The 12,645-nt window shown below is 66.3% G+C and carries 12 protein-coding genes, 1 tRNA gene and 1 pseudogene; 7 read left to right on the plus strand and 7 right to left on the minus strand.

Features of this window, described 5'->3' with window-relative positions; all coding sequences use genetic code 11:
- The 4 genes and pseudogenes from AC1DMS_RS30290 to AC1DMS_RS30305 form a co-directional block, all read right to left on the minus strand.
- Window positions 1–107 (minus strand): annotated as a pseudogene (locus tag AC1DMS_RS30290) (IS1595 family transposase); the annotation flags it as partial.
- A 94-nt stretch (window positions 108–201) separates the two neighbouring features.
- Entirely contained in the window at window positions 202–594 is a 393-nt protein-coding gene (locus tag AC1DMS_RS30295) for a YkvA family protein (RefSeq protein WP_012747702.1), read from the minus strand.
- Window positions 595–596: 2 nt separating this feature from the next.
- Window positions 597–1,076 carry a hypothetical protein gene (locus AC1DMS_RS30300; RefSeq protein ID WP_167313229.1) on the minus strand — a complete coding sequence of 160 codons (480 nt, stop codon included), beginning with the start codon at window positions 1,074–1,076 and terminating at the stop codon, window positions 597–599.
- Between the two features lie 22 nt (window positions 1,077–1,098).
- Window positions 1,099–1,183, minus strand: a tRNA-Leu gene (locus AC1DMS_RS30305).
- A gap of 80 nt (window positions 1,184–1,263) precedes the next feature.
- Here AC1DMS_RS30305 and rnr point away from each other — a divergent pair.
- On the plus strand, window positions 1,264–3,531 hold the full coding sequence (rnr, locus tag AC1DMS_RS30310) for a ribonuclease R (protein ID WP_049808409.1): 2,268 nt from the start codon (window positions 1,264–1,266) through the stop codon (window positions 3,529–3,531).
- A 58-nt stretch (window positions 3,532–3,589) separates the two neighbouring features.
- On the plus strand, window positions 3,590–4,354 hold the full coding sequence (locus AC1DMS_RS30315; RefSeq protein ID WP_012747703.1) for an SDR family oxidoreductase: 765 nt from the start codon (window positions 3,590–3,592) through the stop codon (window positions 4,352–4,354).
- 6 nt (window positions 4,355–4,360) lie between these two features.
- On the opposite strand, the gene AC1DMS_RS30320 is transcribed toward AC1DMS_RS30315, so the two are convergent.
- Genes AC1DMS_RS30320 through AC1DMS_RS30330 form a run of 3 tightly spaced genes read right to left on the minus strand, consistent with a single transcriptional unit; the run spans window position 4,361 to window position 8,502 of the window.
- The gene (locus AC1DMS_RS30320; protein WP_012747704.1) at window positions 4,361–5,821 is read right to left on the minus strand and encodes a bifunctional ADP-dependent NAD(P)H-hydrate dehydratase/NAD(P)H-hydrate epimerase; all 1,461 of its coding nucleotides are present in this window, start codon (window positions 5,819–5,821) and stop codon (window positions 4,361–4,363) included.
- A gap of 49 nt (window positions 5,822–5,870) precedes the next feature.
- Window positions 5,871–7,124, minus strand: a complete 1,254-nt coding sequence (locus tag AC1DMS_RS30325; protein ID WP_012747705.1) for a D-amino acid dehydrogenase — start codon at window positions 7,122–7,124, stop codon at window positions 5,871–5,873.
- A gap of 52 nt (window positions 7,125–7,176) precedes the next feature.
- Window positions 7,177–8,502, minus strand: a complete 1,326-nt coding sequence (locus AC1DMS_RS30330) for an amidase (protein WP_012747706.1) — start codon at window positions 8,500–8,502, stop codon at window positions 7,177–7,179.
- A 223-nt stretch (window positions 8,503–8,725) separates the two neighbouring features.
- Here AC1DMS_RS30330 and rpsB point away from each other — a divergent pair, with 223 nt between their 5' ends.
- From rpsB to uppS, 5 genes are all read left to right on the plus strand, one after another.
- Window positions 8,726–9,478 carry a 30S ribosomal protein S2 gene (gene rpsB, locus AC1DMS_RS30335; RefSeq protein WP_012747707.1) on the plus strand — a complete coding sequence of 251 codons (753 nt, stop codon included), beginning with the start codon at window positions 8,726–8,728 and terminating at the stop codon, window positions 9,476–9,478.
- 80 nt (window positions 9,479–9,558) lie between these two features.
- Complete coding sequence (gene tsf, locus AC1DMS_RS30340; protein WP_012747708.1) at window positions 9,559–10,482, plus strand: translation elongation factor Ts; 924 nt, start codon at window positions 9,559–9,561, stop codon at window positions 10,480–10,482.
- A 102-nt stretch (window positions 10,483–10,584) separates the two neighbouring features.
- Window positions 10,585–11,307: a UMP kinase gene (gene pyrH, locus AC1DMS_RS30345; protein ID WP_012747709.1), complete on the plus strand. Its 723-nt coding sequence runs from the start codon at window positions 10,585–10,587 to the stop codon at window positions 11,305–11,307.
- Between the two features lie 13 nt (window positions 11,308–11,320).
- Window positions 11,321–11,890 (plus strand): ribosome recycling factor, encoded by a 570-nt coding sequence (gene frr, locus AC1DMS_RS30350; protein ID WP_012747710.1) that lies wholly within the window; start codon window positions 11,321–11,323, stop codon window positions 11,888–11,890.
- A gap of 8 nt (window positions 11,891–11,898) precedes the next feature.
- Window positions 11,899–12,642 (plus strand): polyprenyl diphosphate synthase, encoded by a 744-nt coding sequence (gene uppS / locus AC1DMS_RS30355; protein ID WP_012747711.1) that lies wholly within the window; start codon window positions 11,899–11,901, stop codon window positions 12,640–12,642.
- Window positions 12,643–12,645 lie beyond the last annotated feature (3 nt).

Below are 12,645 nucleotides of genomic sequence, written 5' to 3' on the forward strand. Positions count from 1 at the left end.
TCCAGGTAGGCGAGACAGTCATCCTCCGTGGAAAACCAGTCCAGGAATTCATTCCAGGTCTGGGGGTAGTCCTTGCCCGCTGTCGGCGCTAATATCTGTACATCCATCCAGTGCTCTCTCAGTTGCTGGAGCTAAGAGGATACCCCTTACAAATATACAGTAAAATTCACGATGTCGAGAGTTGTTGCCGCCATTGACGGCCTACTTTTGCCTGCCGAACCAGGCCCAGAGCGCAGCACCAGCACCGATCCAGACCGCCAGGACGAGCACGGCCCCCGCAATGCTTCGGGGCTTCGCGCCCTGCTCCTTCATCCACAGGTCGGCGCGCTGGCGGCATTCCTCGAGTACATCGGCCGGAATGAGCCGGATGTTCAGCCAGATCAGGCCGGGCAGCAGCAAGGCGTCGTCGAGGTAGCCCAGAACGGGAATGAAATCCGGGATGAGGTCGATCGGGCTCAGCGCATAGGCGACGACGAAGGCCGCGAGCAGCTTGGCGAACCAGGGCGTGCCCGGATGGCGGTAGGCGAACCACAGGGTCACGCCATCGCGCTTGATGCGCGACGCCCATTGCCTGATGCGTTGGAAAATGGCCATGCTCACACGCTGTCGAACCGGTGCATTGCTTCGCGTGTTAAGGTGCACCTCGGCTTCAAAGCCGTCGCAACCCACGCAGATCCGCCGGCGATCCACTGCTGCGAGCCCATACCGCGCTCATCGGCTTGGGTTGTGCGGTTCACCTCTACTGCCAACACGGTGTTATTGATTCGGTTGCTCTGCTTCTCGAGACTCTGCGCGATCATTCGTCGATGTACTGCGTCAGAATGGTGGAAAGCCGCTTCTTCAGGAGCGGGTTGCTGCATCATTCCATGAGACGAAGCCCGTTCCATTTGTTCGAATCCGTGCCGCCGACAAGCGCTTCGCAGAATGTTCCGCTTCAGGATCACGACGCCGTGCGCGAACGCGGCACACAACCGTCGGTGCGGCCAAGCTTGGCCGCGATCGGCATCCGTGAGGGAGAACATCCCTCGATCATGTTCCCAGGGAAAAGAAAAAACCCCTGTAAATCGATGATTCACAGGGGTTTCAGCTTGGTAGGGGTGGTGCCCAGAAGAGGACTCGAACCTCCACGATGTTACTCGCTAGTACCTGAAACTAGTGCGTCTACCAATTCCGCCATCTGGGCCCACATAGCTGCCGAAGCAGTTATGTTTTGAATTTCAGGAAAGAGAGAATCATATCAAAAATAATGGCACTTCCAGCGGTCTGCTGGATGAATTTGAAGGAACTGTTCAAGGGCATCGCGACGGACACGGTTTCGTGCAGCGCGACGACGGCGAAGCCGACATCTATCTGCCCCCGAACGAGATGCGTGCAGTGCTGCACAAGGACCGTGTCAAGGCGCGCGTGGTGCGGCAGGATCGGCGCGGACGTCCCGAGGGGCGGGTGGTCGAAATCGTCGAGCGCCCCGAGCAGCCGATCATCGGCCGCCTGCTGCATGAAGGCGGCGTCTGGCTCGTCGCGCCCGAAGACAAGCGCTACGGACAGGACGTCCTGATTCCAAAGGGCGCCACCGGCCCCGCCAAGGTGGGGCAGGTGGTCGTGGTGCAGCTCACCGAGCCGCCGGCGCTGTTCGGCCAGCCGGTCGGGCGCGTGAAGGAAGTGCTGGGCGAGATCGACGACCCCGGCATGGAGATCGAGATTGCGGTGCGCAAGTACGGCGTGCCGCACGAGTTTTCCGAGGCCTGCCTCGCCGAAGCCAAGGCGCTGCCCGAGAAGGTTCGCCCCGCCGACAAGAAGGGGCGCATCGACCTGACCGACGTTCCGCTGGTCACCATCGACGGCGAGGACGCGCGCGACTTCGACGACGCCGTGTACTGCGAGCCCGCCAAGGTCGGCCGCGGCAAGGGGTGGCGCCTGCTGGTGGCCATTGCCGACGTCAGCGCCTATGTGCAGACCGGCTCGGCCATCGACATCGATGCCTACGACCGCGCGACCAGCGTCTACTTTCCGCGCCGCGTGATTCCGATGCTGCCCGAGAAGCTCTCGAACGGCCTGTGCTCGCTCAACCCCGAGGTCGAGCGCCTGTGCATGGTGTGCGACATGCTCGTGGCCGCCGACGGCGAGATCTACGCCTACCAGTTCTACCCGGCCGTGATGTTCAGCCATGCGCGCTTCACGTACACCGAAGTGGCCGCCATTCTTGGCAACACGCGCGGCCCCGAGGCTGCCAAGCGCAAGGACCGCGTCAAGGACCTGCTGAACCTGGCCGACGTCTACAAGGCGCTGCTCAAGCAGCGCGGCAAGCGCGGCGCGGTCGACTTCGAAACCACCGAGACGCAGATCATCTGCGACGACGCGGGCCGCATCGAGAAGATCGTGCCCCGCACGCGCAACGAGGCGCACCGCCTCATCGAAGAAGCCATGCTCGCGGCCAACGTGTGCAGCGCCGACTTCATCGCCGAAGGCAAGCACCCGGGCCTGTTCCGCGTGCACGAAGGCCCGACGCCCGAGAAGAAGGAAATCCTGCGCGGCTACCTGAAGGCCATGGGCGTGGGCTTGAGCATCACCGACGATCCGCGTCCCGGCGAGTTCCAGGCGATTGCCGAAGCCACCAAGGAGCGCCCCGACGCGCAGCAGATCCACACCATGCTGCTGCGCTCGATGCAGCAGGCGATCTACACGCCCATCAACAGCGGCCATTTCGGCCTGGCGTACGAGGCCTACACGCACTTCACGAGCCCGATCCGGCGCTACCCCGACCTGCTGGTGCACCGCGTGATCAAGGCCATTCTTGGCAAGACGCGCTACCAGCTGCCGATGCTGCCGACGCCGGGCGAGGCGCATGCCAAGCTCGCCAAGCGGCTGGCTTCGCGCGTGAAGGCGCCGACCACCAAGCCGCAGAAAGCCACCGTCGCGCCGACCAAGGAAGTGCTGGCCTGGGAAGCGGCCGGCCTGCATTGCAGCGCCAACGAGCGCCGCGCCGACGAAGCCAGCCGCGACGTCGAAGCCTGGCTCAAGTGCAAGTACATGCGCGAGCACCTTGGCGAAGAGTACGGCGGCGTCGTCACCGCGGCCACCACATTCGGCATCTTCGTGACGCTCGATGCGATGTACGTCGAGGGGCTGGTGCACATCACCGAACTCGGCGGCGAATACTTCAAGTTCGACGAGATGCGCCAGGAACTGCGCGGCGAGCGCACCGGCATTCGCTACGCCATCGGCACCCGCGTGCGGGTGCAGGTGAGCCGTGTCGACCTGGACGGGCGCAAGATCGATTTCCGCCTGGTGCGCGAGGGCGAAGACCTCACCACGCGCGCCATGAAGGACAAGGGCGCAGCCCCGGCCGGCGTGCCGGTCAAGGCATCGGCCAAGCGCAGTTCGCGCCACAAGGCCGAAGCCGTGTCCGAGCAGCGCGTCGAGCGCAGCGCGACCGTCGCGGCGGCGGGCCCCCAGTCGGCAATGCAGGCTTTCAAGTCGGCCGTCAAGAAGGCCGCCAACAAGATGAAGGGCCGCAAGCCGCGGCGCGCATGATGCGCGCCGCAGCATTGCATCCCATCCATACAGACAAACCGAGAAGGAGACAACGAGCATGAGCGTGGAAAACAACAAGGGCCGCATTGCGATCGTCACGGGCGCCGGCACCGGCATCGGCCGCGCTGCGGCGCTGGCGCTGCTGGCCGACGGCTGGAGCGTGACCCTGGCGGGGCGCCGCCTCGAGCCGCTGGAACAGGTGGCGGAAGAGTCCGGCGCCGGTGCGCGCGCCTTCGCAGTGCCCACCGACGTGGCCAATGCGCAATCGGTGCAGGCGCTGTTCGCCGCCGCGGTGGAGCGCTTCGGCCGGGTCGACCTGCTGTTCAACAACGCCGGCGTGGGCAATCCGCCGGGGCCGTTCGAAGACTGGACGCCCGAGCAGTGGCGCGGCGTGGTCGACATCAACCTGAGCGGCATGTTCTTCTGCATCCAGCAGGCGTTCCGCACGATGAAGGCGCAAACGCCGCGCGGCGGCCGCATCATCAACAACGGCTCCATCTCGGCCACCGCGCCGCGGCCCAATTCCGCGGCCTACACCGCGACCAAGCATGCGGTCGAGGGCCTCACCAAGACCGCTTCGCTCGACGGGCGCAAGTACGACATCGCGGTCGGCCAGATCGACGTGGGCAACGCCATGACGGAACTGGCCGCGCGCATGGCCAAGGGCGTGCCGCAAGCCAACGGCGAGCTCGCGATCGAGCCGCTGATGGACGTGAAGATCGTGGGCCAGTCGGTGCTCTACATGGCGAACCTGCCACTGGAGGCCAACGTGCTGTTCCATACGGTCATGGCGACGAAGATGCCCTTCGTCGGGCGCGGCTAGAACCCGTCAGCAGGGCGCCTGGCGCGCCAGTGCGCCGGCCGTCAGCGGCGGCGCGCCGGCCGGCCAGGCGTCGGCCATGCGGCCGTGGCGCCAGACGGCTTCGCGCGCCGCCTCGAACGGCGGCCGCTGCGCCGCCAGTGCGGCGCCGATCATTCCCGCGAGCACGTCGCCGGTGCCGGCGGTTGCGAGCTTCGCGTTGCCGGTCAGGTTGAGCACCGGCGGCGTGCCGCCGCCTTCGGCAATCACCGTTCCCGATCCCTTGAGCACGGCGACCACGCCGTAGCGCGATGCGAGCTTGCGGGCGGCTGCGAGCCTGTCGGCCTGGATGTCGGCCGCCGCGCAGTCCAGCAGACGCGCGGCCTCGAGCGGATGCGGAGTGATCACCGTCGGCCTGCCGCGCCGCGCACGCGATGCCAACTGGGCCTGCAGCGCGCCGTCGACTGCGATGGCGTTCAATGCATCGGCGTCGAGCACCAGCGCGGCCGCCGTCGCCAGCACGCGCGGCAGCACCGCGCGGATGTCCGTGCCGCCGCCGCATCCGCAGACCGCCGTCATGCCCGAGAGATCGAGCGACCTGGCGTCACGCAGCATCAGCTCGGGTTGCGCCAGGTCGACCGGGGCCGCGCTCGCGTCGAGCAGGCCGACGAACACGCGGCCCGCGCCCGCATGCAGCGCGGCGGAGCCGGCCAGCAGCGCGGCGCCCGCCATGCCGGATGCGCCGCCGATCACCGCGACATCGCCATAGCTGCCCTTGTGCGAGGCGTGGCTGCGCGGGGTATCCGCCGGTGCGCCCGCCAGGCGCGCGACCGGCGGCTCACCGGCGCTGCTGCAGCCCAGGTCGTCGAACCAGACCGTGCCCGCCGCATCGCGGCCCTGCGCCGTGAACAGGCCGGGCTTGAGGGTCAGGAAGCTCAGGCAGAAGCGGGACGAAAGAGCACCCGGATGAGGCGCGGCGCTCGAAACGCCGGTGTCGGCATTCAGGCCGGAGGGCACATCGACGCTGAGTACCGGCGCGGCCATCGCATGCATCCGCCGCAACCAATCGGCCATGGCATTCGCGGGCGGTCGGCTCGACCCGATGCCGAGCAGCGCGTCGATCGCCAGCTCGCAGCCCGCAGGCGGCTCCGGCGCGAAGATCACGCCGGCATCGCGGGCCCGTTGCAGCGAGGCGCCGGCATCCGGCGGCAGCCGGTTTTCATCGCCCGCGAAGGTCACGATCGGCAGGAAGCCGCGCTGCTGCAGCTGCGCAGCAGCTTCGAAGCCGTCGCCGCCGTTGTTGCCCGGTCCGCAGGCGATCCAGATCGTCCGCGCATGCGGCGCCAGCGCCATCGCGAGGCGCGCCACGGCCAGGCCCGCGCGCTGCATCAGCGCATGAGGAGGCAGGGCGGCGGCCGCTTTCTGTTCGATGCGACGTGTTGCCGCAATGTCGAACAGGCCGCAGGCGGTGGCAGGCGTGATGCGTTGCATGGGCCGATTCTGCCCGCCTGAAGCTGCGGCTGCGCAGCCGCCGTCGTGCCTACTGGACGAGCCGCTCGACGCCGAGGCCTTCGAGGTCGACGCCCGCGTCGCGGCCGCCGATCAGGTCGGCCACCACGCGTGCGCTGCCGCACGACAGCGCCCATCCGCTCGAGCCGTGGCCCAGATTGAGCCAGACGCCCGGCACGCCGCTGGCACCAAGCACCGGCGGACCGTCGGGCAGCATCGGGCGCGCGCCCTTCCATTGCTGCACGCCCGACTGCAGCGTTGCGGCGCCCGGAAACCAGTCGTGCAGCACCTTGTAGAGCGTTTGCACGGCGGACGCATTCATGGAGCTCAGGGAGCCGCCGATCTCGGCGCCGCCGGCCACGCGCACGCGCTGGCCCAGGCGCGAGATCGCAACCTTGTAGCGTTCGTCCATCACGGCGCTGCGCGGCGCGTTGAGCGATTCGCGGATTGGCGCGCTGATCGAATGGCCGTACACCGGCGCCAGCGGAATCCGCAAGCCGAGCGGCCGCAGCAGCGTGGCCGAGGCAAGACCGGCGCACACCACCACCGCATCGAAGCGCAGCGGCTGCGAGCCGCTCGCGAGCGAAATGGAGGTGGGCGCCGCGCGGTGGATCGGCGCGATGTCGCAATTGAAATGGAACTGGGCGCCGAGCGCTTCGGCTTCCCACTTGAGAAGCAGCGCGAACTGGCGGCAGTTGGCCACTTCGTCCTCGGGCAGGTGGATGGCGCCTGCGAGCTCCGTGTCGGTGTTGAGCGCGGGTTCGATCCGGCGGGCCTCGTCGGCATCGACCTCCTTGAAGACGCTGCCGGTCGCGCGCAGCACCTCGAGGCCCGGCTGGACCAGTTTTTTCTCGCGCTTGGAGCGCAGCAGCACGAGGTAGCCGTCGCTGCGTTCGTAGCTCAGTTCGCGTGCTTCGGTCACTTCGTGCAGCCGGGTGCGGCTGTAGAACGCGAGGCGCTGCATGCGGGCGCGGTTGGCCAGGTAGGTTTCGAGCTTGCAGGCCTTCTGCCAGCGCGACATCCAGCCGAGGTCGCGCGAATTGAGCGGCCAGCGCAGCTTGATGGCGCCGTGCGGCGACAGCAGCGAGCGCAGCACCTTGGCGCGCATGCCCGGCGCCGCCCAGGGCGTGACGTAGCCCGGCGCGACCACCCCCGCATTCGCAAAACTGGATTCTTCGGCGGCGGCGCCGCGGCGCTCGAACACGGAAACTTCATGGCCGTCCGAAACCAGTTCCCAGGCGGTTGTGACGCCGATGATGCCGGCGCCCACGATCGCGATTTTCATTGAATTTTTGAGTAAGAAGAGATGGCCGCCGCCCGTCGATCGGTGCGCGAGGCTATTGTTTTTGCAGCGCTTTTTCTGCTTGCAGGGCGACCGCCAGGACGGCGTCGTCATGCAGCGCGGCATGCCACAGCATCAGGCCCACCGGCAGTTCGCCGGCGGCATGGCAGGGCAGCGAGATGGCGCAGCCGTCGAGCATGTTGACGATCGACGGGTTGCGCAGCAAGAGCGCATTGATGCGGAAGAATTCGTCGTCGCGCTCGGCGCCCGGCGCAACGCTCGCAATGGCGGGCGCGGTGATCGGCACGGTGGGCGACAGCACCGCATCGAAGGGCGACAGCGCCGCCTCGACGCGGGTGATCCAGTCATGGCGGGCGTGCACGAGATCGATGTATTCGTGCGCCTTCATGGTGGCACCCTTGAGGATGCGCTGCACCACGCGAGGATCGTAGCCGGCGCCGCTGCGCTCGAGCAGCAGCCGGTGCCAGGCGTAGGACTCGGCCGCCGAGAAACCGCCCGTGGCGTTGATGGCCTGCAACTGCGCGAGTTCCGGCAGCTCGATTTCCTCGATCCGGGCACCGCCATCGCGCAGTGTTTGCAGCGCATCTTCGAAGGCGCGGGCCACCGCGGGCTCGATGCCGTCCAGGAACACGTTCTTCACGACGGCAAGCCGGTATGCGCCCAGCAAGGCCGCACCGGCGGTCACGCGGCGTGCCGCGAGGACTTCATGCGCGGTGATGGCATCCCGCACCGAGCGCGTCATGGCGCAGACGGTGTCGAGCGTGGTCGACAGCGGCAGCGCGCCCTGGGCCGGCACCAGCCGGGCGGTGCTCTTGAAACCCACGATCCCGTTCAGCGCGGCCGGAATGCGGATCGAGCCGCCGGTGTCGGAGCCCAGGCCGATGAAGGCCGCCCCGGTGGCGACCGACACGGCGGCGCCGGAGGACGAACCGCCCGGGATGCGCGGCGTGGTCGCATCGCTGGCGTTGGCCGGCGTGCCGTGGTGCGGGTTGACGCCCACGCCGGAAAAGGCGAATTCCGTCATGTTGGTGCGGCCCGCCAGCACGCCGCCCGCGGCGCGCAGTCGCGCCACAGCCACGGCATCGGCCTTGGCGGCCGGCGCATGCGAGAGCACCATGGAGCCCGCCGGGGTCGGCTGCCCCTCGATGTCGAACAGGTCCTTGGCGGTGAAGGCGAGCCCGGCGAGCCGGCTTTGCGGCGCCGAACCGGCGACCTGCCGGCGGGCTTCGTCGAACAGCGTGCGGGTGAACACGTGGCGGCAGGCCGGGGACTGGGCGATGCCGATGGCGCGCTCCGTTTCGGTGCATGCATCGGTGCCACCTGCCAGAAGATTCAGACGGGTGGCGTGGAGGTCGTTCATGGGTGGGCTGCGAGGGCGCGGACGGCTCGGTTCCGGGGTGGGGCAAGGAGAAAGGGCGAGAGAGGGCCGTGCTATACTCTTTGGGTTTCGCTGAACATGTGACGGCTTTCGTCGCACCCAGCCAAACACATCCGCAAACCGGCCCAATCAAGGTGTTGTGATTCCATTCGAAGGAAGCACAAAACGGGCTGGATTTTAGACCCAACCTTTGGAGTAATTTTCAATGTCTACCACCATGCGCGAAATGCTGGAAGCCGGTGTCCACTTCGGTCACCAAACCCGCTTCTGGAACCCCAAGATGGCCCCGTTCATCTTCGGCCATCGCAACAAGATTCACATCATCAACCTGGAAAAGTCGCTCCCGATGTTCCAGGACGCGATGAAGTACGCCAAGCAGCTCACCGCCAACCGCGGCACGATCCTGATGGTCGGCACCAAGCGCCAGGCCCGTGAAATCGTGGCTGCCGAAGCCCGCCGCGCCGGCGTGCCTTTCGTCGACACCCGCTGGCTCGGCGGCATGCTGACCAACTTCAAGACGGTCAAGACCTCGATCAAGCGCCTGAAGGACATGAAGGCCCAGCAGGAAGCCGGCCTCGACAGCCTGAGCAAGAAAGAGCAGCTCACCTTCACCCGTGAAATCGAGAAGCTCGAGAAAGACATCGGCGGCATCCAGGACATGACCGCGCTGCCCGACGCCATCTTCGTGATCGACGTGGGCTTCCACAAGATCGCCGTGGCCGAAGCCAAGAAGCTGGGCATCCCGCTGATCGGCGTGGTCGACTCCAACCACTCGCCCGAAGGCATCGACTACGTGATCCCGGGCAACGACGACTCGTCGAAGGCCGTCACGCTCTACGCCCGCGGCATCGCCGACGCGATCATCGAAGGCCGCAACAGCGCCACCGGCGACGTGGTCAAGGCCATTGCCGAAGGCAGCGATGAATTCGTCGAAGTCGAAGAGGGCGCCTCGGCCTGATCGAGTGCTCTCACGCGCCTGAAGAAGGGGCTTGGTGCCCCTTTTTTTTAATCTGATTTTTTGGACACGGAGATAGAACAATGGCTGCAATCACCGCAAGCATGGTCGGCGAACTGCGCGCAAAGACCGACGCGCCGATGATGGAATGCAAGAAGGCCCTGACCGAGGCCGACGGCAACATGGAAAAGGCCGAAGAGCTGCTGCGCATCAAGCTCGGCAACAAGGCTGGCAAGGCATCGGGCCGCATCACCGCCGAAGGCGTGGTCACGGCGTTCGTCGACGGCGCTGCCGGCGGCATGATCGAGATCAATTGCGAAACCGACTTCGTCACCAAGAACGACAGCTTCCTGGCCATGGCCAACGCTGCCGCGATGCTGGTCGCCAAGCACAACCCCGCGGACATCGCCGCGCTCGGCGCGCTGCCCTATGAGCAGGACGGCTTCGGCCCCACGCTCGAGGACGTGCGCAAGGGCCTGATCGGCAAGATCGGCGAGAACATGAGCTTCCGCCGCTTCAAGCACTTTGCCGGCAACGGCAAGCTGGCTTCGTACCTGCACGGCACGCGCATCGGCGTGATGGTCGAGTTCGAAGGCGACGACACCTCGGCCAAGGATGTGGCGATGCACATCGCCGCCATGAAGCCGGTCGCCATCCAGGCATCGGACGTGCCTGCCGACCTGATCGAAAAAGAGCGCGCAGTGGCCGCCGGCAAGGCCGAGGAAGACCGCAAGACGGCCGAAGCCGAAGGCAAGAAGCCGCAGCCGGCCGAGATCGTTGCCAAGCGCATCGAAGGCGGCGTGCAGAAGTACCTCAAGGAAGTCTCGCTGCACAACCAGCCGTTCGTGAAGAACGACAAGCAGACCGTCGAGCAGATGCTCAAGGCCGCCAACACCAGCATCAAGGGCTTCACCCTGTATGTGGTCGGCGAAGGCATCGAAAAGAAGGTCGACGACTTTGCCGCCGAAGTTGCAGCCCAGGTGGCTGCCGCCAAGGCCGCCGCGTAAAAACTGTTACGCCCCAAAGCGGAGGTGCACGCGTGTGTGCCGCCGCTTTTTCACCGCCTCGTTCTACACTCGCCCCCGCCAACCCAAGTAAGGAAATTGCCCATGTCTGATCCCCGCCCAGCCCACAAGCGAATCTTGTTGAAGCTGTCGGGTGAGGCGTTGATGGGAGACGATGCCTTTGGTATTAACCGCGCCACCATCGTCCGCATGGTCGAAGAGGTGGCCGAAGTGGTGAACATGGGTGTGGAAGTCGCCGTCGTGATCGGCGGCGGCAACATCTTCCGCGGCGTTGCGGGAGGCTCGGTGGGCATGGATCGCGCCACGGCCGACTACATGGGCATGCTGGCCACCGTCATGAATTCGCTGGCCCTGGCCGACGCCATGAACAAGCAGGGGCTGGTGGCGCGCGTCATGTCCGCCATCGCCATCGAGCAGGTGGTCGAGCCCTACGTGCGGCCCAAGGCGCTGCAGTACCTCGAAGAGGGCAAGGTCGTGGTGTTTGCCGCGGGCACCGGCAATCCGTTCTTCACCACCGACACGGCCGCCGCGCTGCGCGGTGCCGAAATCGGTGCCGAGCTGGTGCTCAAGGCCACCAAGGTCGACGGCGTATATTCCGCCGATCCGAAGACCCATCCGGACGCAACGCGCTATTCGACGCTCACTTTCGACGAGGCAATCGCGCAGAATCTCGGCATCATGGACGCCACGGCCTTTGCGCTGTGCCGCGACCAGAAGCTGCCGATCAAGGTGTTCTCGATCTTCAAGAACGGCGCGCTCAAGCGCGTCGTCATGGGCGAGGACGAAGGCACGCTGGTGCATGCCTGAGGAGTAATTTGAGATGACGACCCCCACCATTGCAGAAATCCGCAGTGCGACCGATGCCAAGATGAATCAGTCGCTTGCCGCGTTCCAGAACAACCTCACCAAGATCCGTACCGGCCGTGCGAATTCGGCGCTGCTCGACTCGATCCACGTCGAGTACTACGGCTCGCAGGTTCCGCTGAGCCAGGTGGCCAATGTGTCGGTGCTCGACTCGCGCACGATCAGCGTGCAGCCCTGGGAAAAGGGCATGGGCGCCAAGATCGAGAAGGCCATCCGCGAAAGCGACCTGGGCCTGAACCCGGCCTCCATGGGCGACCTGATCCGCGTGCCGCTTCCCGCGATGAGCGAGGAGCGCCGCAAGGAAATGACCAAGCTGGTCCGCAACGAAGGCGAAAGCGCCAAGATCGCCACGCGCAACCTGCGCCGCGATGCGAACGAATCGGTCAAGAAGCTGGTGAAGGAAAAGCTCGCCTCCGAGGACGACCAGAAGCGCGCCGAAGCCGAGATCCAGAAGGTCACGGACCGCCACATCGCGGAAATCGACCGCCTGGTCGCGGCCAAGGAAGCGGAGATCATGGCCGTTTGAGGCTGCGCATGGCCTCGTCTTCGCTGCAGATTCCCCACCACATTGCCATCGTCATGGATGGCAACGGACGCTGGGCCACGCGGCGATTCCTGCCTCGCGTGGCGGGGCACAAGCAGGGCGTCGAGTCGCTCAGGCGCTGCGTCAAGGCCTGTGTCGACCGCGGGGTGGGCATTCTCACGGTCTTCGCCTTTTCGTCGGAGAACTGGAACCGTCCGCCCGAAGAAGTTTCGGGCCTGATGGAAATCATGGTGGGCGCACTCGCGCGCGAAGTGCCCAAGCTGAGCCGCGACGGCGTGCAGCTGCATTTCGTCGGCGAGCGCGCCGGGCTCTCCAAGAAAATGGTGCAGGGCCTGGTCGACGCCGAGAGCGCCACCGCGCAGAACACCAAGCTGATCCTGAACGTCTGCTTCAACTACGGTGGCCGCTGGGACATTGCCCGCGCCGCGGCCAGGCTGGCCGAGCAGGGCGAGGCGCTCACCGAAGCGAATCTCGACCGCGCCATGGCTCTCGCGCACGTGCCCGATCCCGACCTTCTCATCCGCACCGGCGGCGAGCAGCGCCTGTCGAACTTCCTGCTGTGGCAAAGCGCCTACGCGGAGCTTTTCTTCAGCGACAAGCTCTGGCCCGAGTTCGACCAGGCCGAACTGGATGCGGGAATCGCCGCCTTCCAGGCGCGCGAGCGCCGCTTCGGCAAGACCTCCGCACAACTCACGGCCGGCAGCGGCTCCGCACCCGATCGCCAGTTGGCCTGAGGG

The sequence above is a fragment of the Variovorax sp. 05T418 genome (assembly GCF_056396385.1).

What these genes read in the sequence shown, in the direction of transcription:
- pyrH (WP_012747709.1), top strand. Translation starts at nt 10,585, where the DNA reads ATGTCTGATCCCCGCCCAGCCCACAAGCGAATCTTGTTGAAGCTGTCG.
- AC1DMS_RS30295 (WP_012747702.1), bottom strand. Translation starts at nt 594, where the DNA reads ATGGCCATTTTCCAACGCATCAGGCAATGGGCGTCGCGCATCAAGCGC.
- uppS (WP_012747711.1), top strand. Translation starts at nt 11,899, where the DNA reads ATGGCCTCGTCTTCGCTGCAGATTCCCCACCACATTGCCATCGTCATG.
- tsf (WP_012747708.1), top strand. Translation starts at nt 9,559, where the DNA reads ATGGCTGCAATCACCGCAAGCATGGTCGGCGAACTGCGCGCAAAGACC.
- AC1DMS_RS30315 (WP_012747703.1), top strand. Translation starts at nt 3,590, where the DNA reads ATGAGCGTGGAAAACAACAAGGGCCGCATTGCGATCGTCACGGGCGCC.
- frr (WP_012747710.1), top strand. Translation starts at nt 11,321, where the DNA reads ATGACGACCCCCACCATTGCAGAAATCCGCAGTGCGACCGATGCCAAG.
- rpsB (WP_012747707.1), top strand. Translation starts at nt 8,726, where the DNA reads ATGTCTACCACCATGCGCGAAATGCTGGAAGCCGGTGTCCACTTCGGT.
- AC1DMS_RS30330 (WP_012747706.1), bottom strand. Translation starts at nt 8,502, where the DNA reads ATGAACGACCTCCACGCCACCCGTCTGAATCTTCTGGCAGGTGGCACC.
- AC1DMS_RS30320 (WP_012747704.1), bottom strand. Translation starts at nt 5,821, where the DNA reads ATGCAACGCATCACGCCTGCCACCGCCTGCGGCCTGTTCGACATTGCG.
- AC1DMS_RS30325 (WP_012747705.1), bottom strand. Translation starts at nt 7,124, where the DNA reads ATGAAAATCGCGATCGTGGGCGCCGGCATCATCGGCGTCACAACCGCC.